Here is a 19,623-nt window from a genome sequence, read left to right as displayed (position 1 = left end):
GTCCTCAACGTGGAGACCACCGAGCAGGCCGACCACGAGCCGGTCACCGCGACCGTCCGGGGCCGGGTCGGCGACACGGTGAAGGTGCGGCTCGGGGTGCGTGACCTCGGCCCCGGCCGGCTGATGAGCGACGAGACGCTCGGCCGCTTCGAGGTGGTCCCGCCGGAGGGCACCACGGTCACCTCCATCCCGTACACCTTGGAGGACTCGGGCGGGAAGTGGGCGTGCAAGCGGCCGGAGAAGCCCGGCGGGGCGTTCGTCTGCGACATCGGTTACGACGACTTCTCCGAGGTGCGGAACGGAGGCGGTACGACCGCCATCGACTTCCACATCCGCATCGACCGGCAGGTCCCCGGCGCGCACGGCACCATCAGGACGTACAACCCAAACGACCGCAGCCCCGGCAACGACACCGCAGTCATACCGCTCCAGGCGCCACCGGCCCTGCCCCACCGTCCCTTCCTGCGCGCCGCGACCTGGGCCGCGATCGTCGAGGGTGCGGTCGGGGTCGTGGCGCTGGTCACCGTCTACCGCCGGCGCCGCGGTCGTCCGAGGCAGGCCGGGTGAGCCGGCGGGGGGTCAGTGTCCCGCGATCGGGCCACGCGGCTCCGCCGGAGTGGCCAGGCGTGCGCGCACCCAGGCGAACAGCACCACCGAGCACACCGCCGCGAACGCGCACCAGGTCGACACGAACTCCAGCCGCCACAGCGCCCAGCAGACCGACGCGCCCACGGCGACCAGGATCCCCAGCACCAGCAGTCGTCGGTCGCCGGACAGCAGCAGAGAGCCCACGGTGGCCAGGAGGTAGCCCGTGACGAGCAGAGGGGCGTGGGGCAGGCCGAGCACGTAACCGACCGTGCGACCGCGGATCTCGGCCGTCACCGGGCCGGTGGCAACGCCGTACGCGAGCACCGCGGCGGTCGCGGCTCCGGCTGCGAGGGGGAGGACCAGCCGGCGGCGGGCGTGCGGTGGGGCGGCGCACATCACTCCCGCCGGCACCCACACCGCCAGCAGGGGCAGCGCGATGACGGCCCACGCGACGGTGGCGGGGCCGCTGCCCCCACCCGAGTCCCAGATCACCGACTCGACGATCTGGTGAGCCCCGAGCAGCAACGGCAGTGCGGCGAGCGGAAGATCCCGGCCGCTGCGCACCCGAGCCACACAGGCCACGCCGACGGCCGCGACACCGGCGCCCGCGACGAGATCGGCCGTCGCACTCCAGCACATCACGCCACCAAGGGGTTCACCGTCGGGTCCGTCCCACGCTACGGCTCTTCCCGCCGACGGTCCGCGTGACACGACAGCCGCGCCGCCGAGGCGGTGCCGGGCACGCGCCGATGTTCCGCGAAGCGGGGCCGTCGGTGGCTCGCGGCACCGAGGATGATTGGCTGGCCCCGGCCACCACACCACAACCCGGCCCGGCCGGCCCGCAGGAGGACTTCGCAACCATGAGCAGCCCCTACACGTACGAGTACAAGGTCGTCACCTTCCGGGAGTCGCTGATCGGCGACGCGCTGGACAGCGACAAGCTGGAGAAGGTCCTGAACAAGCATGCCGAGGACGGCTGGGGCCTCAAGGCCATCACCTCCGCCGACGTCAAGGGACGCATAGGCCCCGGAGCCGTCGAGGGACTGCTGCTGACCTTCGAGCGCCCGCGCCGGTAACGGTCCCGGAGCCCGTTTCGATCGAGCGGTTGCTTGCGGACCGGGCTCCGTGGCGGGGCGGACGACCCGACGTCCGGCTCATTCGAGGACTGGGCGATCACCGGTTTGACCAGGTCGTAGGAGCGGAGGAGGGGCGCGCCCGGGGAGTAGTGCATCGAGGAGGCCGAGGCGGGCGTCATGGGCAGGGCGGCGGTGAGCAGGCCCAGGCGGTACGGCAGTTGGGAGTAGTCGCCACCGGCGGGTGAGGCCCTGGCAGAGGAACTGCTGTCGGCACGGGTTGGCCTCGGTGGCGGCGAGGGGCTGCTACTGGCCGTCGAGACCCTGGGCGGTGAAGGAGCGGTAGCAGCGCATGCCGTTGCTGCCGATGGCCTCCATCATCAGGAGGTAGGTGTTGGTGCCCTGCACGCGGTAGAAGGCCTGGCCTTCGAACTGGGCGGACTTGGAGTCCCGCAGGACGACCTTGGTGGTGCGGAAGCCGCTCGGGAACTCGGCCAAGGTGGTCTCGGCCCGGTACTGGCGGCCGTCGTCGTCGGCGGAGAACAGTCGCACAGCAGGTGCACCGTGCCAACCGCGCTGGATCTCGCGGCCCAGGAGGGTGGACGGGCGGGGAAGCGGCCTGATGCCGATCGGCATCGGTCGCCCCCGCCCGCTGTCCTCCGCCCGTCTGCCGGACGCCGGAGCGGTCGCTCCCCGGTGATCAGACCGCCGGGGCAGGGTAGGTCGGGTACTCCACCCCGGAGACGTGCTGGACGACGCGGATGACCTGGCAGGAGTAGCCGAACTCGTTGTCGTACCAGAGGTAGAGGATCGCGTTGTCGCCGTCGACCTTGGTGGGGCCGGCGTCGATGATCGACGCGTGGCGGGAGCCGATGAAGTCGCTCGAGACCGCGTCGGGTGCGGTGGTGAAGTCGATCTGGCGCTTGAGCGGTGAGGTCAGCGACACGTCGCGGAGGTAGTCGAGGACCTCCTCGCGGGTGGTCTCGCGGCCGAGCCGCAGGCTGAGGATCGCGATCGAGACGTCCGGCACCGGGACGCGGATCGAGCTGCCGGTGATCGGCGCCTTCAGGTCGGGCAGCGCCTTGGCGACGGCGGAGGCGGCTCCGGTCTCGGTGATCACCATGTTGAGCGGTGCCGAGCGGCCGCGACGGTCGGCCTTGTGGTAATTGTCCAGCAGGTTCTGGTCGTTGGTGAACGAGTGGACCGTCTCCACATGGCCGCGCAGGACGCCGTACTCGTCCGCCATCGCCTTCAGCGGCGGGACGATCGCGTTGGTGGTGCAGGAGGCGCAGGACAGGATCTGCTCGTCCGGCTTGATCGTGTCGTGGTTGACGCCGTGCACGATGTTGGGGACGTCGCCCTTGCCCGGCGCGGTCAGGACGACCTTGTCGATGCCGGGGCGCAGGTGCTGCGACAGGCCCTCGCGGTCGCGCCACTTGCCCGTGTTGTCGATGAGGATGGCGTCCTTGATGCCGTACGCCGTGTAATCGACCTCCGAAGGGTCGCCCGCGTAGATCACCTTGATCTCGTTGCCGTTGGCGACGATCGTGCTGTTCGCCTCGTCGACGGTGATCGTGCCCTGGAACTGGCCGTGGATGGAGTCGCGGCGCAGCAGCGAGGCCCGCTTGACGATGTCCTGCTCGCCGCCCTGGCGGACGACGATCGCGCGCAGCCGCAGGCCGTTGCCGGAGCCGGACTTCTCGATGAGCAGGCGGGCGACGAGGCGGCCGATGCGTCCGAAGCCGTAGAGGACGACGTCGCGCCCCTCGCCGCGCTCGATCTTGTTGGCACCGGTGGCGCCGGCGACGGCCTCGGCGGTGAACTCCGCCACCGTCAGACCGCGGTCGTCGGTCCGGTACGTCGCGGCGAGCATGCCGATGTCGATCTGGGAAGGGCCGAGATCGAGCGCGGTGAGAGCCTGCAGGAACGGCAGCGTCTCGGTGACCGAGAGCTCCTCACCGGCTATCTGCCGGGCGAATCGGTGGGTCTTGAGGATGCTGACCACCGACTTGTTCACCAAGGAACGGCTGTGCAGCAGGACCGTGACGTCCCGCTCCCTGTGCAGCTTCCCGATCATCGGGATCATCGACTCCGCGATCTCCTCGCGGGTCTTCCAGTTGGTGAACGAGTCCTCGTTGACAGTCACAGGTTCATCTTTCGAGCTAGGCGGTGCTCAGATGTTAACCCCCCGCGATTTCGATCATGGAGGAGGGCCCGAGAAGGCGGGGCACGCTCACTTGGCGGCAGGCCGGACACCGCCTGCCGTCAGCCCCGTCGGGTGAGCCTGCTGACCGCGTTGGCGGCGACGACGGCCGTGACGCGGTAGCGCCGCCGGCCGACGCCCATGTCCCTGGCCCACTGCCCGGGCCGAGCACGGTCACCAGGATCCGGTCGCCGGTGCGGGAATGGTCCCGTCCGTATCGGGTACGCGAACCCAGCCGCGCCCGGGTCCCATCCGGACGGGGCAGGCCCACGACCACCGCTACCAGGGGATCTGCCATGGAGACACCTGCCCACGACGAGACCGGCAGCACCGTCCAGCGGGCGCTGGCCACGCTGGCCGAGAACACCGAGGACACGGACGCGCTGGACACGCTCGCGCACAGCGACGTGCTCGTGCCCATACCCGACGACGCTCCCGAGGAGGACGCGGACACCGTGGCGCTGCCCGTCCTGGAGCAGCGGGGCGGCGATCCCGTGGTGCCCGTGTTCACCTCGGAACCGGAGATGGCCCACCTGCTGCCGTTCATCCAGCGCTACCGCCTGGTGCCGCTGGGCGCACTCGCCGCGCAGTGGCCGTCCGACGACCTGTCGCTGACCATCGACGCCGCCGGGTCACACGCCCTGACGCTCACCTCGGAGGGGGTGCGCACCCTGCTGGCCCGGCCGTAGGGCTGAGCGACCTCTACCGCGGCGGCGGGTAGACCCGACCGCCGGATTCGCGGGGGAGCGGCCCGGCCCGGACGGCGCGGGCGGTCCTCGCGCACCCTCGTGCCCAGGTCCTGTCCGGGATGTGGTGAGCAGCGACCCCCGCGACGCGACGGTCATCAAGGATTCCGGGCGCCGTCGGCCATGCCGGTACCGGCCGCCCCGCGGCCGTGCGGGACTCGCTGACCTGAGGTACGCGCGGGAGCGGTCCAGAATGGCCGCATGCTCTGGATCTCCGGCGTGGCCGGCGGACTCGTCCTCCTCTTCGTCCTCAGCAGCATCCTGCGCACCCTCGTGGTGCCGCGGGGCCTCTACTCCGTGCTGGTCTTCCGGCTGTGGTGGCTCCTGCGGCTGCTGCTGCGCCTGGCCGCGCCCTCCGGCGGCTACCGTGCCATCGACCGCGCGCAGGCCTGGCTCGCCCCGCTCATGCTGATCGGCATGCTCGCGATCTGGCTCGGCGGGGCCCTGGTCGGCTACGGACTGCTGCTGTACGCACTGTCGCCGCTGTCCTGGGCGACCTCCTTCCGGGAGGCAGGCTCCAGCCTGTTCACCCTCGGCTTCGCCAGCGGCGCCCGGATCAGCCTGTCCGTGCTCGACTTCGTCGCGGCGGCCACCGGACCTGTCGTCATCGCCCTGCAGATCGCCTACCTGCCCACGCTGTACGCCGCCTACAACCGGCGCGAGCTGGAGGTCACCCTGCTCCAGTCGCGGGCCGGGGAGCCCGCCTGGGGCCCGGAGATCCTGGCCCGGCAGTGGCTGGTCGACACCGAGACGGCACTGCCCGAGCTGTACCGGTCCTGGAGCGGCTGGCCGCGGACATGGGCGAGAGCCACTCCACCTATCCGGTGCTGCTCGCCTTCCGCTCGCCCCGGCCGTACCGCAACTGGCTGGTCGGACTGGTCGCCGTGATGGACGCGGCGGCCATACAGCTCGCGCTCGCCCCGCGCAGCGCCCCGCCGGAGGCCCGTCTGATGCTGCGCGCCGGATTCACGGCGCTGCGGGACATCGCCCGTTCGGTCCGCATCCAGTTCGACCCCGACCCGGTTTCGGACGCCCCGATCCAGCTGACCCTCGCCGAGTTCGAAGAAGCCGTGAAGATGCTGGAGACCACCGACTTCCGGGCCGAGCGCACGACCAAGGAGGCATGGCCGCACTTCCACGGCTGGCGGGTCAACTACGAGGCCATCGCCTACGAGTTGTGCCGCCGCTGCGACGCGGTCCCGGCCCTGTGGACCGGCCCCCGCGACTTCCGGGCCACCTCTGTCTCACCGCAGCGGCCGGCCGACCGGCGACCGCCCGCGGCCGGGTAGCGCGGGGATGCTCTCCCCGGCGTTCCGGCGCACTGCCTCGTCCCCGGCACCAGGGCCGCGGTAGTGGTTCCTGTGCCCGGTGGACGGCCTGCTTGTTCGTCCGGACAGTATGCCGCTGACATGATCCACTCGGCCGCGCTATGCTCCAGCGCCCCTCCGTGCCGGAGGGGTGGCGCTGGGGAGCGTCACAGAACGGAACAGGGCGGGGGCCAGGGGTGGTTGAGGACAGCAGACCGCGCGCGGGGCGGAGAACGACGCCTGCAGGCCTGTTGGTCGTGGCGGCCGGTGCGGTCGTCGGACTGGCGGTGGAGTACCACTGGGTGGGCTGGACGTCCATTCCCGGCGGTTCCTGCGGCAGCGACTACGACCCCTGCCCGGACGGCACCACGCCGACCCTCCTGCTGGCGTTCCTGTTCACCTTCGCCGGTTTCGGCGCAGTGGGTGCCGCCGTCGCCGCGTTCACCCGGATCCGCCCCGGCAAGGCGCTGCCCGCCGTCCTCGTCTCGGCGGGCGTGCTGCTCGCGTTGTGGCCCGGCTGGCAGGCGTATCTGTGGATGCGCGGGCCGGTCCTCGACCCCGTGTGGGAGGCCGGCCGGGACCGCCCGTCGACGGTGCGCGGCCTCGGCGCGTGGAGCGTCGGCGAGGACGCCGCGACGGTGGTCCGGGTACGCAGTGACGCGCTCGTGGCGTACGACTCCCGTGCCGGGGACCGCCGTTGGTCCCTGAGGGCTCCCGTACGCGCGTCGGTGTGCGGGATGAGCGAGCGCGTCGTCGACGGCATCGGCCTGGTCGCCTTCGGACGGTACGACGAGCCGTGCGACACCGTGTGGGGCGTCGACGTGCGCAGTGGCCGCAAGGTGTGGGAGCGGAAGATCAGCGGGGTTCCCCAGTACACCTCCGGCAGTGACAGCCTGCTCACCGCCGACGCGGGCGTGGCCGTGGCGCTGGCGGACGGAGCGGTTCAGGGCTACGACCTCGCCGAGGGCACGCCGAGCTGGACCGCGAAGCTGAACCCGACGGGCGGCGACGGGGACGCCGTGGAGTGCCAGCCGCAGGTCGCCTCCGCGGCCGGCGGCAGCACCAGGGTCGTCGTCACGTGCACGAAGCTCGGCGAGTTCGACTCGGCACGGCTGGTGACCCTGGACAACACCACCGGCCGGGAGCGAAGCAGTCGCGAGCTGCCGGTGGAGAGCCCCGTCAGCACGGTGATGGTGGTCTCGGCCGACCCGTTCACCCTGCTGTTGAGGGAGGAGGACGAGCGTGGCGTCGCCGCCGTGCTGGCCTACTCCGGCTCGGGCGGCGACCCGGTGAACATCCCCCTCACGGCCGACGAGGAGGATCTGACCGTGGTCCCGACGGTCACGTCCTTCACTGCACGTCCCGCACTGCTGGCGACGGTCAGCGGTGGCACGCTCGTCGTCGCGGCCACGAAGCCCGGCGCCGACGAGCCCGAACGGGTCGCCGGCTACTCGCTGCGCGACGGACAGCGCCTGTGGCACCAGGACCTGGGCAGCACGATCACCGCCCTGGCTCCCGCGGGAGGCGGCCAGGTTGCCGTGCTCGGCGGCAACGACCGGCTGTGGACGCTTGCCGCAGCCGACGGAGAGCGCCTGGGCGAGGACGACGGGACCATGGTGCGCGACGTCGACGGCAAGATCGAGAACACCGCCCAGCTCCTGAGGGCGGACGACACCTGGGTCGTCGTCAACTCCGACGGCGACAGCCACCCGCCCGCACTCGGAGTCAAGGGATGACGGAGAAGACGGCTTGATCCAGCCCTAGTCCCCGAGCATGCGTGCCAGCACCGCACGCTGCAGCGGCAGTACCTCGGCGTGCAGATCGCGGCCCTTGCGGGTGAGGGCGACCCACACGCCCCGCCGGTCCTCCACGCAGACGGAGCGCACGACGAGGCCCTCCTTTTCCAGCCGCCCGATGAGGCGGGACAGCGCACTCTGGCTGAGGTGAACCCGTCCGACGAGGTTCTGTACCCGGCAGTGGTCGCCCTCCTCGGGCGACTCCGTGGCGAGGATGTCGAGCACCTCGAAGTCGCTCGCACCCAGGCCGTGCGGGTGCAGTACGCGGTCGATCTCGCACATCGTGCGCGCGTGCACCGACAGGATGTCCCGCCACCGTTCCTCGAGCCGGGCGGCCGCCGTCTCTACTGCCATACCCGCACGGTAACACCGATCCGGCCACTCGTTGACCGTGCAATTAGTGCGCGCGCAAGGAGCTCGACGTCCTCTCAGGCCGCCGGATCCTGAATGAGCCCCACGAGATTCCCGTCCGCGTCCTTCACCGAGGCGATCAGCCTGCCGCCGCCGACGTCCTGCACGTCCTGAAGCAGCTCGGCCCCCGCCTCCAGCAGGGCCGCGAGCCGTGCCCGGATGTCGGAGACGTGCCAGTACGGCACCGGCCCGGTCATGCCCTTGGCGTGCCCGTTCGGGTCGAGGCCCACGTCCTGGCCGGCGTCCTTGAAACCGACGTAATAAGGCTCGTCCGCGTACGGCTCGACCCCCAGCAGTGCGCTGAACAGGGACTTCGTCCGGGCGAGGTCCTTGACGGGGTAGATGATCGTCTTGAGTCCGGCGGTCATGGCGTACTCCTCCGTGAGATGCGGGCCGACGGGGCGCGTCGGTGTCGGACCGACGTTTTCCGCCGGTGGTCCCAACGCTAGGCCGGGGGAGCGCCGGGCGGCTTCTCCGATCCTGACCGGTTGCGGCTCGCGCCCTTCCAGCGTGCTGCCGTCACTCGGTGTGCCGGACCTCCGCGACGGTCAGCCGGGCAGCGCGCCGGGCCGGGACGAGGGCGCCGAGCACGGCGATCACGAGCCCGGCCGGCGCCGGACGGGCCAGGGTCAGGGCGTGCCAGACATCCGTCATGGACGACGGCAGCGTGATGCCGACCGCCGCTGCCATCCAGGGGATCGCCATGGTCAGACCGGGGAACGCCGAGGGCGCGGGCGGATCACCTGACCGGTGACCCGCCCGCGCCCTCGGATGCTCACGTCGACTCGCGCTTGACCAGCTCGGTCGGCAGGATCACCGCCGCCGGGTCCTCGCCGCCGATCTGCGCCAGCAGCACCCGCACCATCTCGTTGCTGATGCGGTCCCACGGCTGACGGATGGTGGTGAGGGCGGGGCTGGCCGCCGTCGCCGCGGGCGAGTCGTCGAAGCCGCCGACAGCGATGTCATCCGGCACCCGCCGACCGGCCCGCCGCAGCGCGGCCAGCACACCCTGCGCCATCAGGTCGGAGGCGACGAACACGGCGTCCATGTCGGGGGCCTGCGCGAGCAGCCGCTCGGCGCCCGCGTCGCCGCTGGCCCGGCTGTAGTCGCCGGAGACGACGAGTCGTTCGTCGAAGGCGACGCCCGCCTCGGCGAGCATCTCCTTGTAGCCGGCGAGACGCTCCACACCGCCCGGGGTGTCGAGCGGACCCGTGACCACGCCGATCCGGCGGCGGCCCAGCGACAGCAGATGGCGCACCATGTCCCGGGCGCCGTCCCGGTCGGCGGCGGCCACGTAACTCACCTTGGAGCCGAGTCCGATCGGCTTGCCGCACGCGACCAGCGGGACGCCCGCCTCGCACAGCTCCTCCGCCACCGGGTCCCCGGAGCGGCTGGAGACCAGCAGCACCCCGTCGACGTGACCGGCCGTGATGTACCGCGCTATGCGCCGGCGTTCTTCCTCGGTACCCGCCAGCATCAGCAGCAGCGGGATGTCGTGCGCGGCCAGCGCCTGCGTGCAACCGCGCAGCAGGATGTTGAAGTTGGGGTCCTCGAAGAACCTCTCCTGCGGCTCCGTCAGCAGGAAGCCGACCGAGTCCGAACGCCCGGTGATGAGGGAACGGGCGTGCCGGTTGACGACGTAACCCGTTTTGCGGATGGCGGCGTTGACCGCCTCCTGTGCGGTGGGGCTGACGTAGTGGCCGCCGTTGAGCACGCGCGAGACGGTGCCTCGTGAGACCCCTGCCTCGCGGGCCACGTCATGGATGGTCGGTGGCTTCCGTCGGCCCCCCGCATTGTTCATGGTCATGACTTTACGGCCCCGGACAACAGATCCAGGCTCCAGAACCGTTGAACGACCAGGAAGAGCGCGACCAGCGGGATCACCGCCAGGAAGGCGCCGGTGATCACCAGCGTGTACAGGGCAGGTGTGTTCGCCCCCTGCTCCAGCAGCGTGTACAGGCCCACCGTGATCGGGAACTTCTCGTCATCGCTGAGCATGATGTACGGCAGCAGGAAGTTGTTCCACACCGCCACGAACTGGAACAGGAACACCGTCACCATTCCGGGCACCATCATCGGCAGCGCGACGCGGGTGAAGATCCGCCACTCGCTCGCCCCGTCCATCCGCCCGGCCTCGACCACGTCGGCGGGGACCGCGGCCGCGGCGTAGATCCGCGAGAGGTAGACGCCGTACGGGGAGAGGATCTGCGGCAGCAGCACGGACAGGTAGGAGTCCGTGAGGTTCGCCTTCGCCAGCAGCAGGTACTGCGGGATGGCGAGGATCACCGGCGGCATCAGCACGCCCGCCAGCAGAATGTTGAACAGCGTCTCGCGGCCGCGGAAGCGGTAGATGGCCAGCGCGTAGCCGCTGAACGCCGAGACGGCCGTCGACACCAGGGCGCCCAGGCCGGCGTACAGCGCGGAATTGCCCATCCACTTCCAGTAGACCCCGTCGCGGTAGGCGTTGAGGTCCTTGAAGTTGTCGGCGAAGCCGCTGCCCGGCAGGAAGGTGAAGGTGGAGAACAGCTCGTGGCCGGACTTGGTGGACGCGATCACCACCCACGCCACCGGGAGCAGGCAGTAGAGCGCGCCCAGCAGCAACGTGACCGTGGGGACCAGCGCGATCCGGCGGCGCAGCGGCGGGCCCTGGGAGGTGCCCGGTGTGGTGCCCGCGGCCGGAGCGGCCTTACGGACGGCAAGAGAACTCATCGTGCTGCCTCCTGCTTGTTGCGGCGGTTCGCGGCCCGCAGGAACCCGAAGGACAGGACGAGCGTGGCGAGGGCGATCAGGGTCGCCTCGGCGGCGGCCGCGTAGATGTCACCCTTGCCGAAGGCGTCCTGGTACACCTTCATCAGCGGGCTCCAGGTGGTGGGCAGGGAGTTGGTGAGCGGTTTCAGGGTGGTCGGCTCGTTGAACACCTGGAGCGTGGCGATGATCGAGAAGAAGAAGGTCAGCACCAGCGAGGGCGCCACCATCGGGATCTTGATCTTCAGCGCGATCTGCAGCGGGGTGGCGCCGTCCAGCTTGGCGGCCTCGTACACCTCGGCCGGGATGGCCTGCAGCGCGGTGTAGATGACGATCATGTTGAAGCCGGTGCCGCCCCAGACCGCGATGTTCGACAGGGCGAGGTACAGCGGACCGCCGTCCAGCAGGTCCGGCTGCGGCAGGCCCAGCTTCTCGAGCACGAAGTAGAACGGGCTCACGTCCGGCAGGTACAGGAAGCCCCACAGCAGCGCCGCCACGACGCCGGGGATGGCGTACGGCAGGAAGATCGCGAGCCGGGTGAACGGGGCGAGCCGCACCTTGTCGGTGTCGAGCATCAGCGCGAACAGCAGGGCGAGCCCGAGCATCACCGGGACCACGATGCAGCCGTAGCCGAGCACGTGCAGCGCGCCGCCCAGCAGTTCGTTGTCGGAGAGGGCGTCGGTGTAGTTCTCCACACCGGCCCAGACCTCCTCGCGGGCACCCGAGCCCAGGCCGAGCCCGGAGACGTGCACCTTGCGGAAGCTGAGCCAGACCGCGTACCCGATGGGCAGCGCGAAGAACAGGGCGAAGAGGATCGTCGCGGGGAAGAGGAAGGCGTACGGGGCCCCCTTGACCCCGTACGACTTCCGGCGTGCCGGGCTTGTCACTGAGCGACTCCGAAGCCCTGCTTCTTGAGGTCGGCCACCGTGTCGTCCTGCATCGTGTTCAGGGCGGCGACGAAGTCCGACTTGTTCTTCGCGGCGGTGGCGAAGGCGTCCTTGAAGGACGTGTAGGCGACGTTCACGTTCGGGCCCCACGCGGAGGCCGCGGTGGTCTCGGCGATCTTGGCGGCCTCGGTGTAGAAGTCGGCCTGGTTGGAGAAGTAGTCCGGCGGCGTGAGGAAGGCGCCGCTGAGCTGGGCGGACGTGGCGGCCGGGTAGATGCCGCCCTCCTTCGCCAGCGCGTTCAGCGCCTCCTTGTCGGTGTTCAGCCACGCGGCGAACTTGGCGGCGGCCTCCTGGTGCTTGGAGTCCGTGGTGACGGCGGTGGAGGAGCCGCCCCAGCTGCCGGTGACGTTCTCGCTCGCGGACCACTGGGGGAGCGGGGCCATGGCCCACTTGCCCTTGGTGTCGGGCGCCGCCGTGGCCAGCGTGCCCGGCGCCCACACGGCGCTGACCCAGGCGATCTGCTTGCCGGTGTCGAGCGCCTTGTTCCAGGCCGGGGTGTACATCGGCTGGTTGTCGATGACGCCCTCCTTGACGAGGCCGCCCCAGAACTTGGCGACCTTCTGGGTCGCCGTGTCGTTGATGCCGACCTTCCACTTGTCGCCGGAGGTCGTCCACCACTTGGCGCCGGCCTGCTGGGCGAGGCCCGCGAAGAGACCGGAGTCATTGGCGGAGAAGGTGGTCAGATCCGTGTCGGGAGACACCTTCTTCAGCTTGCGCGCGGTCTCGGCGAACTGCTCCCAGGTCGTGGGAACCGTCAGCTTGTACTTCTTGAACAGGTCCTCGCGGTAGTAGAACATCATCGGCCCGATGTCCTGCGGGACCGCGTAGACCGCGTCCGTGCCCAGCGTGGTCTGCTGCCAGACGCCGTCGGCGAACTCCTTCTTGGCGTCGCCCACGTTCTTCGATATGTCGGCGAGCGCGTCATTGCTGACCAACGTCGGCAGCGCCTGGTACTCGGCCTGCACCAGGTCCGGCGCCTGCTTGGCCTTGTGCGCGGTGAGGATCTTGGTGACCAGCGTGTCGCCGGACGCCTGCTTCTTCACCGTGACGCTGATCTGGTCCTTCTTGCCCTGGCCCTTGTTCCACAGGTCGACGACCTTGTCCATGCCGGGCGTCCAGGTCCAGTACGTCAGCGACACCGGCCCCGATTCGGCGTCGCTGTCGTCGTCGGACGAGCCGCAAGCGGCGAGGGCGGTCGCGCCGAGGGTGACGGCGACGGCGGTTGCCACGAGGCGACGGCGCTTCGTGTTCGGCATGGATCTCTCCCCTGACCTGAGGCCCCCACCCTGATGTGGAGGCCTGCCTGCTCCTGTGAGCGTTCACACGACCTGGGTCCCCGCACGCCGCGAGGCCCTGTCATGCTCTGTGAGCGTTCACAGTAGAGAAACATCCCGGACACTTGTCAATGGTTGTTGCTGTGAGGTTATGTTGGGATCGCGCCGCCCAGCAGTGTGTGTGCACGTTCCCAAATGATCGATTAAGCGGGAGAGACCCAATGCCGGACACCACCCCCAGGGGCCTCACCAGGCTCGCCTTCGGCGGGGACTACAACCCGGAGCAGTGGCCGGAATCCGTCTGGCAGGAGGACGTCCGGCTCATGCGAGAGGCCGGCGTCACCATGGTGAGCGTCGGAATCTTCTCCTGGGCGCTCCTGGAGCCCTCACCCGGGGCGTACGATTTCGGCTGGCTCGACCGGCTCCTCGACCTGCTGCACGAGAACGGCATACGTGCCGACCTGGGCACGCCGACCGTGGTGCCGCCCGTCTGGTTCTACCGCGCGCACCCCGACGCGCTGCCCGTGGCGGTCGACGGCACGCGCTACGAGTTCGGCTCGCGCGGCGCCATCTGCCACAGCAACGCCGACTACCGCGCCGCCGCCGCCAACATCACCACCCGGCTCGCCGAGCGCTACGGCAACCACCCGGCACTGGCGATGTGGCACGTGCACAACGAGTACGGCGTCCCCGTCTCGGCCTGCTACTGCGAGTCCTGCGCCGCGCACTTCCGGCGCTGGCTGGCAACCTCGTACGGGACCGTCGACGCGGTCAACGAGGCATGGGGCACCGCCTTCTGGGGCCAGCGCTACAGCGGCTTCGACGACATCAGCCCGCCCCGCCAGGCCCCGACGGTCGGCAACCCGGGCCAGGCGCTGGACTACAAGCGCTTCGCCGACGCCACGATGCGCGAGAACTTCGTCATGGAGCGGGACATCCTGCACCGCCTGGCGCCGGGCGTGCCGGTCACCACGAACTTCATGACGGCCCTCAGCCAGTGCGACTCGGTCGACTACTGGGCCTGGGGCCGCGAGGTCGACATCGTCTCCAACGACCACTACCTGATCACCGACGGCCGCCGCACCCACGTCAACCTCGCGATGGCCGCCGACCTCACCCGCTCCGTCGCCGACGGCGCCCCCTGGCTGCTCCTCGAGCACTCCACCTCGGGCGTCAACTGGCAGGCCCGCAACCCCGCCAAGGCCCCCGGCCAGATGGCCCGCAACTCCCTCGCCCACGTGGCACGCGGCTCCGATGGCGCCATGTTCTTCCAGTGGCGGCAGTCGCGGCGCGGCGCCGAGAAGTTCCACTCGGCGATGCTGCCGCACGGCGGCACCGACACGCGCGTGTGGCGCGAGGTCGTCGAACTCGGCACCTCCCTCGACGCGTTGAGCCAGATCCGCGGCACCCGCACCCGGGCCGACGTCGCCGTCCTGTGGGACTGGCACTCCTGGTGGGCCCAGAACCTCCAGTGGCGCCCCAGCGAGGACCACGACCCGCGCGAGCGCGCCGACGCCTTCTACGAGGCCCTCTACGACCGCCACCTCACGGTCGACTTCGCCCACCCGGAAGCCGACTTGTCGGCGTATCCCCTTGTCGTCGTACCCGCGCTCTACCTGATGACGGAGGCCGCCGGCAACAACCTCAAGGAGTACGTCGAGAACGGCGGCACCCTCGTCGTGTCGTACTTCTCCGGCATCGTCGACGAGCACGACGCGGTCCACGAGGGCGCCTACCCGGGCGCGCTGCGTGACGTCCTCGGCCTGACCGTGGAGGAGTTCTCGCCCCTCCTGTCCGGCGAGTCGGTGCGCGTCACCGGCCCCGACGGCGTCGAACTCGGCGGCGACGTCTGGACGGAGTTCGTGGTGCCGCGCGGCGCCGAAACGATGCTGACGTACGCCGACGGCCTGCCCGCCGGACGCCCGGCCGTCACCAGGCACCGCCTCGGCGAGGGCACCGCCTGGTACGTCTCCACCCGCCTCGGTCGCGAGGGCCTCGACGCGCTGCTGGGCTGGGCCGCCGAGGACGCGCGCATCGCCCCGCGCGCCGAACTGCCCCACGACGTCGAGGTCGTGCGCCGCACCGGCGAGTCGGGCAGCTACCTGTTCGCGATCAACCACACCGCCACGGACGCCAAGGTGCCGCTGGAGGCGCACGGCACCGAGCTGCTCACGGGCGAACGCGCCGCCGGCCGCCTCGCGGTCCCGGCCGGAGCCGTCCGGGTCGTACGACTCGACGGCTGAGCCGACTCCCCTCCGCCCGCGCGAGCCGCGAGCCGCGGGCGGAGGGGCTCGCGCCCCCACCCCCGTTGCACCACCCCCGGGGGCGCTTCAACCCCACCACGTCGAAGGGACGACGGACGAAGATGTTCCATCCCAGACGCACCATCAGGGCCCTGCTGCTACCGCTCCTCGCCGGGCTCGCCCTCACCGCGCTGCCCGCCCAGAGCGCACAGGCGGCAAGCACCCTCACCAACGGCGGTTTCGAGACCGACGGTTCGGGCGTGGCCACGCCCAGCGGGTGGTCCGAGTACGGCGACACCGGTGCCTCGTACGTCGAGGCCGGTGGTCACAGCGGGAGTTACCGCCTCAGCCAGTACTCGTCCGCCGCCTACAAGGTGGAGACGTACCAGTACCTCTCCGGGCTCACCAACGGGAACTACACCCTGACCGCCTGGGTCCGTTCGGGCGGCGGCCAGAACTCCGCGTACATAGCCCTGAAGAACTGCGGAAGCTCCGAGCAGCGCACCGATCTGCCGGTCTCGTCCAGCAGCTGGGTCCGTATCGTCACGTCGATCAATGTGACGAACAACCAGTGCACGATCAGCATCAACAGTGACGCGAACGCGGGCAACTGGATCAATGTTGACGACCTGACCTTCGCGTCCGGCACGACCGGTCTGTCGATCAAGGGTGCCGACATCTCGTCCCTCGCCAAGAGCGAGGCCCTCGGCGGGGTCTACAAGACCAGCTCCGGCACCACCGGCGACGCGCTCGCCATCCTGAAGTCCGCCGGCATGAACTACGCGCGCCTGAAGGTCTGGGTGAACCCGGCCGACGGCTACAACAACCAGACGCGCGTGCTGGCCATGGCCAAGCGCATCAAGGCGCAGGGCATGAAGCTGCTGGTCGACTTCCACTACTCGGACACCTGGGCAGACCCGGGCAAGCAGACCAAGCCGGCCGCCTGGTCAGGGCACTCGTACAGTCAACTGAAGACCGACGTGTACAACCACACGTACGATGTGTTGAACGCGTTGAAGGCGCAGGGCACCACGGCCGACATGGTCCAGGTGGGCAATGAGATCAACGGTGGCATGCTGTGGTCCGAGGGTTCGACCGACAACTGGTCGCAGCTCGCCGGCCTGATCAACTCCGGTTACAGCGCGGCCAAGGCGGTCTCCTCCAGCACGCAGGTCGCGCTGCACCTGGCCAACGCCGGTGACGACGCCACCGTCCGCTGGTGGTTCGACAACGCGAAGACGTACGGGATCAACTACGACGTGATCGGCCTGTCGTACTACGGTTACTGGCACGGCACGCTCGCCGCGGCGCAGACCACCCTCGACGACGTCGCCTCGCGCTACGGCAAGCCCGTCTTCATCGCCGAGACGGCCTACCCGTTCCGTCTCGACAGCGACGACTCGCTCACCAACCAGATCGACACCACCGGTGAGCTGGTCTCCGGCTACCCGGCGACGGCGGCCGGCCAGCTGGCCTGGATGAACAGCGTGGCCAACATCGTGGAGGCCGTCCCGAACGGCCGTGGCCTCGGCGTCTTCTACTGGGAGGCGACCTGGACCGCGGTCACCGGCAACGGCTGGGACCCGACCGACGCCACCTCCGGCAACGGCTGGGAGAACCAGGCCCTGTTCGGCTACGACGACACGGCGCTCTCGTCGATGTCGTGGTTCAGCCACCGCTGAGTGCGTGACGAGGGGCCCGGCCGTGTGGGTGCGGCCGGGCCCCGCTGCGTGTCGTCACCGGTCCCAGGCGAACTCCTCTGCCTCGTAAGGGAGTTCGATATCGGTCAACGGGGGCCGAGTTCCGGACGGAGCGGTCCGGACTGCGCAACAGTGGGAAGACTCGGTACGAGGAGGCTCGGACGGAGGAGACGAGATGCTGAGGGCTCCGGTCGGTGACAGGCGTCTGGACATCCTGGAGTGGCTCAAGGATCCCGCCGCGCACTTTCCACCGCAGCGACACGCCGACCTCGTCGAGGACGGCGTCAGCGCCGCAACCGTCGCCGCGAAGCTCGGCGTACGTCGCTCGGTCGCCGACACCCACCTGGGCCTCCTGGCCGGCATCGGCCTGCTGCGCACCAAGCGCATACGGCGCCGCACCTACTACCGGCGCGACGAGGTGCGGATCGCGGAGGTGGCGCGCCTGTTTGAGAAAGGGTGGTAGAAGGTCGGTCACCGCCGGTCACGAGCACGAAGGACAAGCGCCCATGGACCGTCCCACGCCACTCGTCCCGATCCGTTACGTCGCCCTCGGCGGCCACGGCCCGGAGGACGTCGTCGCCGACACCCGCGGCCGTGTCCTGACCGGCGTGGAGGACGGCCGCATCCTGCGCCTAGACGGGCTGACCGGCCCCGCACCGGCCCGCGTCGAGGTGCTCGCCGAGACCGGCGGCCGGCCTCTCGGCCTCGAACTCCTGCCGGACGGCTCCCTGCTGGTCTGCGACGCGGAACGCGGACTGCTGCGCATCGACCTCGACGACGGCGCCGTACGCATCCTCGCGGACTCGGTGGCGGGGGAGCGGCTGCGGTTCTGCAGCAATGTCGTCGCCGTGCCCGACGGCGCCGTCTACTTCACCGTCTCCAGCCGCCGCTATTCCCTCCGTCAGTGGATCGGTGACCTGGTCGAACACACCGGCACGGGACGGCTGCTGCGCCTCGCCCCCGGCAGCGAGACGCCCGAAGTGCTGCTGGAGGGGCTGCAGTTCGCCAACGGACTCGCCTCCGGCGCCGACGGCACCTTCCTGGTGATCGCCGAGACCGGGGCAGGCCGGCTCACCCGCTACTGGCTCACCGGACCGAAGGCCGGCCGCGCCGAGCCCTTCGCGGAGAACCTGCCGGGCATGCCCGACAACATCTGGCGCGGCGGACCCGACGGTCCGATCTGGGTCGCGCTGGCGGGCCCGCGCGTCCCCCCGCTGGACCTCCTCCACCGCGCCGCACCGGCCGTACGCCACGCCGCGGCCGGCGTGGCCGTACGCGTCCCCTTCCGCCCGACCGGGACGGCGGGCGTCCTCGCCGTGGACGACGACGGCCGGGTGCTGCACCACCTCGCCCGCCACCACTCCGGGTTCCGCATGGTCACCAGCGTGTGCGAGTCCGGTGGTCATCTGATCCTCGGGAGTCTGTGGGAGCGGGGCGTCGCGGTGTGCGAGGCGCCCGCCCCCGAGTGAGCCGGGCGTTACCCTGTTGACCGGTCATGATCACCGCTTGTGGTGCGGTAAGGGGCCCAGGCAGGAGACGTACGACATGACAGGCCCGGAAGTCGAGAGCATCCGCAGGCCCGTGCCACGGCAGCCCGTCCGGCGCGGGCAGTTCCCCGTGGTCGCGGTGGTTGCCCTCGGCGGCGCTCTCGGTGCCACGGCCCGGTACGCGGCCTCGCTGTGGTGGCCCGCCCGGACCGGCGGCTTCCCCTGGACGACCTTCTGGGTCAACGTCACCGGCTGCGCGGTGATCGGCGTGTTCCTGGTGCTCGTCACGGAGGCGTGGACCGCTCACCGGCTGGTGCGCCCGTTCTTCGGCACCGGCGTGCTCGGCGGCTTCACCACTTTCTCGACGTATGCCGTCGACATCCAGAAGCTGCTCGACGCGGGCCACCCGGGCGCGGCGCTTGCCTATCTCGCCGCGACCCTGTTCGCGGCGCTCTTGGCGGTATGGCTCGCCGCGACGGCGACCCGCCGCGTCCTGACCTGGAGGCAGCGATGACGAGGCTGACCGGCAGCGCCCTGCGCGTGACCCTCTTCGTCGGCGAGAACGACATGTGGCACCACAAGCCCCTCTACACGGAGATCGTCCACTGCGAAGTGATCAGGTACGTCGGACGCGACGAGAAGTCCGGCAAAACGGGCGCGAAGAGTAAGAAGTCGTTGTGAACTGGGTGCTGGTCGTCATCGGAGGCATGGTGGGTGCCCCGCTGCGCTATCTGACCGACCGGGCGGTGCAGTCCCGGCACGACTCGGTCTTCCCCTGGGGCACCTTCGTGGTCAACGTCACCGGCTGTCTGATCCTGGGCCTCCTGACCGGCGCGGTGGCGGCCGGCGCCGCGGGGTCCCACCTTCAGCTGCTGCTGGGCACCGGCCTGTGCGGGGCCCTGACGACGTACTCGACCTTCTCGTACGAGACACTGCGGCTGACCGAGACCGGCGCGGGCCTCTACGCTGCCGCCAACGTCGTCACGAGCGTGGCGGCGGGCCTCGGCGCGGCATTCGCCGGGGTGTGGATTGCCCAAGCTTTGTGGTCGTAGGCGGTCGGAACGGTCGGACGACATCCGCACACGTAGTAAGACTGTCTACAG

General features: G+C 70.3%; 22 protein-coding genes and 1 pseudogene. 13 read left to right on the top strand and 10 right to left on the bottom strand.

Features of this window, described 5'->3' with window-relative positions; translation table 11 throughout:
* Nucleotides 1-9 precede the first annotated feature (9 nt).
* The gene (locus tag ABT114_RS11075; protein ID WP_351140992.1) at nucleotides 10-567 is read left to right on the top strand and encodes a hypothetical protein; all 558 of its coding nucleotides are present in this window, start codon (nucleotides 10-12) and stop codon (nucleotides 565-567) included.
* A 12-nt stretch (nucleotides 568-579) separates the two neighbouring features.
* Here the strand turns inward: ABT114_RS11075 and ABT114_RS11070 are convergent, their stop codons facing one another.
* Complete coding sequence (locus ABT114_RS11070; RefSeq protein WP_351140990.1) at nucleotides 580-1,227, bottom strand: DUF6629 family protein; 648 nt, start codon at nucleotides 1,225-1,227, stop codon at nucleotides 580-582.
* A gap of 221 nt (nucleotides 1,228-1,448) precedes the next feature.
* Between ABT114_RS11070 and ABT114_RS11065 the strand changes: the two genes are divergently transcribed.
* The gene (locus ABT114_RS11065) at nucleotides 1,449-1,664 is read left to right on the top strand and encodes a DUF4177 domain-containing protein (protein ID WP_351140988.1); all 216 of its coding nucleotides are present in this window, start codon (nucleotides 1,449-1,451) and stop codon (nucleotides 1,662-1,664) included.
* Nucleotides 1,665-1,967: 303 nt separating this feature from the next.
* On the opposite strand, the gene ABT114_RS11060 is transcribed toward ABT114_RS11065, so the two are convergent.
* Together ABT114_RS11060 and ABT114_RS11055 are read right to left on the bottom strand one after the other, a co-directional pair.
* Complete coding sequence (locus ABT114_RS11060) at nucleotides 1,968-2,213, bottom strand: non-reducing end alpha-L-arabinofuranosidase family hydrolase (protein ID WP_351140986.1); 246 nt, start codon at nucleotides 2,211-2,213, stop codon at nucleotides 1,968-1,970.
* Between the two features lie 148 nt (nucleotides 2,214-2,361).
* A complete protein-coding gene (locus ABT114_RS11055) occupies nucleotides 2,362-3,807 on the bottom strand; it encodes a glyceraldehyde-3-phosphate dehydrogenase (RefSeq protein WP_351140984.1) in 1,446 nt (481 codons plus the stop codon).
* A gap of 353 nt (nucleotides 3,808-4,160) precedes the next feature.
* Here ABT114_RS11055 and ABT114_RS11050 point away from each other — a divergent pair, with 353 nt between their 5' ends.
* From ABT114_RS11050 to ABT114_RS11035, 4 genes are all read left to right on the top strand, one after another.
* Nucleotides 4,161-4,553 (top strand): SseB family protein, encoded by a 393-nt coding sequence (locus ABT114_RS11050; RefSeq protein WP_351140983.1) that lies wholly within the window; start codon nucleotides 4,161-4,163, stop codon nucleotides 4,551-4,553.
* 258 nt (nucleotides 4,554-4,811) lie between these two features.
* Nucleotides 4,812-5,498: a hypothetical protein gene (locus ABT114_RS11045; protein ID WP_351140981.1), complete on the top strand. Its 687-nt coding sequence runs from the start codon at nucleotides 4,812-4,814 to the stop codon at nucleotides 5,496-5,498.
* Complete coding sequence (locus ABT114_RS11040; protein WP_351140979.1) at nucleotides 5,435-5,899, top strand: hypothetical protein; 465 nt, start codon at nucleotides 5,435-5,437, stop codon at nucleotides 5,897-5,899. The genes ABT114_RS11045 and ABT114_RS11040 overlap by 64 nt, the downstream gene beginning before the upstream one ends.
* Before the next feature lie 275 nt (nucleotides 5,900-6,174).
* Nucleotides 6,175-7,653: an outer membrane protein assembly factor BamB family protein gene (locus tag ABT114_RS11035; RefSeq protein ID WP_351140977.1), complete on the top strand. Its 1,479-nt coding sequence runs from the start codon at nucleotides 6,175-6,177 to the stop codon at nucleotides 7,651-7,653.
* A 24-nt stretch (nucleotides 7,654-7,677) separates the two neighbouring features.
* Here ABT114_RS11035 and ABT114_RS11030 read toward each other — a convergent pair whose 3' ends face one another.
* The 7 genes from ABT114_RS11030 to ABT114_RS11000 all read right to left on the bottom strand — a co-directional run bounded on the left by ABT114_RS11030 (nucleotide 7,678) and on the right by ABT114_RS11000 (nucleotide 13,072).
* Nucleotides 7,678-8,067, bottom strand: a complete 390-nt coding sequence (locus ABT114_RS11030; protein WP_351140975.1) for a MarR family winged helix-turn-helix transcriptional regulator — start codon at nucleotides 8,065-8,067, stop codon at nucleotides 7,678-7,680.
* Nucleotides 8,068-8,141: 74 nt separating this feature from the next.
* On the bottom strand, nucleotides 8,142-8,492 hold the full coding sequence (locus ABT114_RS11025) for a VOC family protein (RefSeq protein WP_351140973.1): 351 nt from the start codon (nucleotides 8,490-8,492) through the stop codon (nucleotides 8,142-8,144).
* Nucleotides 8,493-8,643: 151 nt separating this feature from the next.
* Nucleotides 8,644-8,829 (bottom strand): hypothetical protein, encoded by a 186-nt coding sequence (locus ABT114_RS11020; RefSeq protein ID WP_351140971.1) that lies wholly within the window; start codon nucleotides 8,827-8,829, stop codon nucleotides 8,644-8,646.
* Between the two features lie 70 nt (nucleotides 8,830-8,899).
* A complete protein-coding gene (locus ABT114_RS11015; RefSeq protein ID WP_351140969.1) occupies nucleotides 8,900-9,931 on the bottom strand; it encodes a LacI family DNA-binding transcriptional regulator in 1,032 nt (343 codons plus the stop codon).
* The gene (locus ABT114_RS11010) at nucleotides 9,928-10,833 is read right to left on the bottom strand and encodes a carbohydrate ABC transporter permease (RefSeq protein ID WP_351140967.1); all 906 of its coding nucleotides are present in this window, start codon (nucleotides 10,831-10,833) and stop codon (nucleotides 9,928-9,930) included. The genes ABT114_RS11015 and ABT114_RS11010 overlap by 4 nt, the downstream gene beginning before the upstream one ends.
* Nucleotides 10,830-11,756 carry a carbohydrate ABC transporter permease gene (locus ABT114_RS11005; RefSeq protein ID WP_351140965.1) on the bottom strand — a complete coding sequence of 309 codons (927 nt, stop codon included), beginning with the start codon at nucleotides 11,754-11,756 and terminating at the stop codon, nucleotides 10,830-10,832. The genes ABT114_RS11010 and ABT114_RS11005 overlap by 4 nt, the downstream gene beginning before the upstream one ends.
* Nucleotides 11,753-13,072, bottom strand: a complete 1,320-nt coding sequence (locus ABT114_RS11000; protein WP_351140963.1) for an ABC transporter substrate-binding protein — start codon at nucleotides 13,070-13,072, stop codon at nucleotides 11,753-11,755. Before ABT114_RS11000 ends, ABT114_RS11005 begins: the two co-directional genes overlap by 4 nt.
* A 239-nt stretch (nucleotides 13,073-13,311) precedes the next feature.
* Between ABT114_RS11000 and ABT114_RS10995 the strand changes: the two genes are divergently transcribed.
* From ABT114_RS10995 to crcB (ABT114_RS10965), 7 genes and pseudogenes are all read left to right on the top strand, one after another.
* Entirely contained in the window at nucleotides 13,312-15,333 is a 2,022-nt protein-coding gene (locus ABT114_RS10995) for a beta-galactosidase (RefSeq protein ID WP_351140961.1), read from the top strand.
* Between the two features lie 122 nt (nucleotides 15,334-15,455).
* The gene (locus tag ABT114_RS10990) at nucleotides 15,456-17,015 is read left to right on the top strand and encodes a glycosyl hydrolase 53 family protein (protein WP_351140959.1); all 1,560 of its coding nucleotides are present in this window, start codon (nucleotides 15,456-15,458) and stop codon (nucleotides 17,013-17,015) included.
* Nucleotides 17,016-17,208: 193 nt separating this feature from the next.
* Complete coding sequence (locus ABT114_RS10985) at nucleotides 17,209-17,496, top strand: ArsR family transcriptional regulator (protein WP_351140957.1); 288 nt, start codon at nucleotides 17,209-17,211, stop codon at nucleotides 17,494-17,496.
* A gap of 43 nt (nucleotides 17,497-17,539) precedes the next feature.
* The gene (locus ABT114_RS10980; protein ID WP_351140955.1) at nucleotides 17,540-18,502 is read left to right on the top strand and encodes an SMP-30/gluconolactonase/LRE family protein; all 963 of its coding nucleotides are present in this window, start codon (nucleotides 17,540-17,542) and stop codon (nucleotides 18,500-18,502) included.
* A gap of 76 nt (nucleotides 18,503-18,578) precedes the next feature.
* Nucleotides 18,579-19,034 (top strand): fluoride efflux transporter CrcB, encoded by a 456-nt coding sequence (crcB, locus tag ABT114_RS10975; protein ID WP_351140952.1) that lies wholly within the window; start codon nucleotides 18,579-18,581, stop codon nucleotides 19,032-19,034.
* Nucleotides 19,031-19,126: pseudogene (locus ABT114_RS10970) on the top strand (DUF190 domain-containing protein); the annotation flags it as partial. The gene crcB (ABT114_RS10975) and the pseudogene ABT114_RS10970, both read left to right, overlap by 4 nt.
* A gap of 71 nt (nucleotides 19,127-19,197) precedes the next feature.
* Nucleotides 19,198-19,572: a fluoride efflux transporter CrcB gene (crcB, locus tag ABT114_RS10965; RefSeq protein ID WP_351140950.1), complete on the top strand. Its 375-nt coding sequence runs from the start codon at nucleotides 19,198-19,200 to the stop codon at nucleotides 19,570-19,572.
* Nucleotides 19,573-19,623: the final 51 nt, after the last annotated feature.

The organism is Streptomyces sp. NPDC002088, from assembly GCF_040296605.1.
In the GTDB taxonomy this organism is placed as follows: Bacteria; Actinomycetota; Actinomycetes; order Streptomycetales; family Streptomycetaceae; genus Streptomyces.
This window is presented reverse-complemented; position numbering and strand designations above follow the sequence as displayed.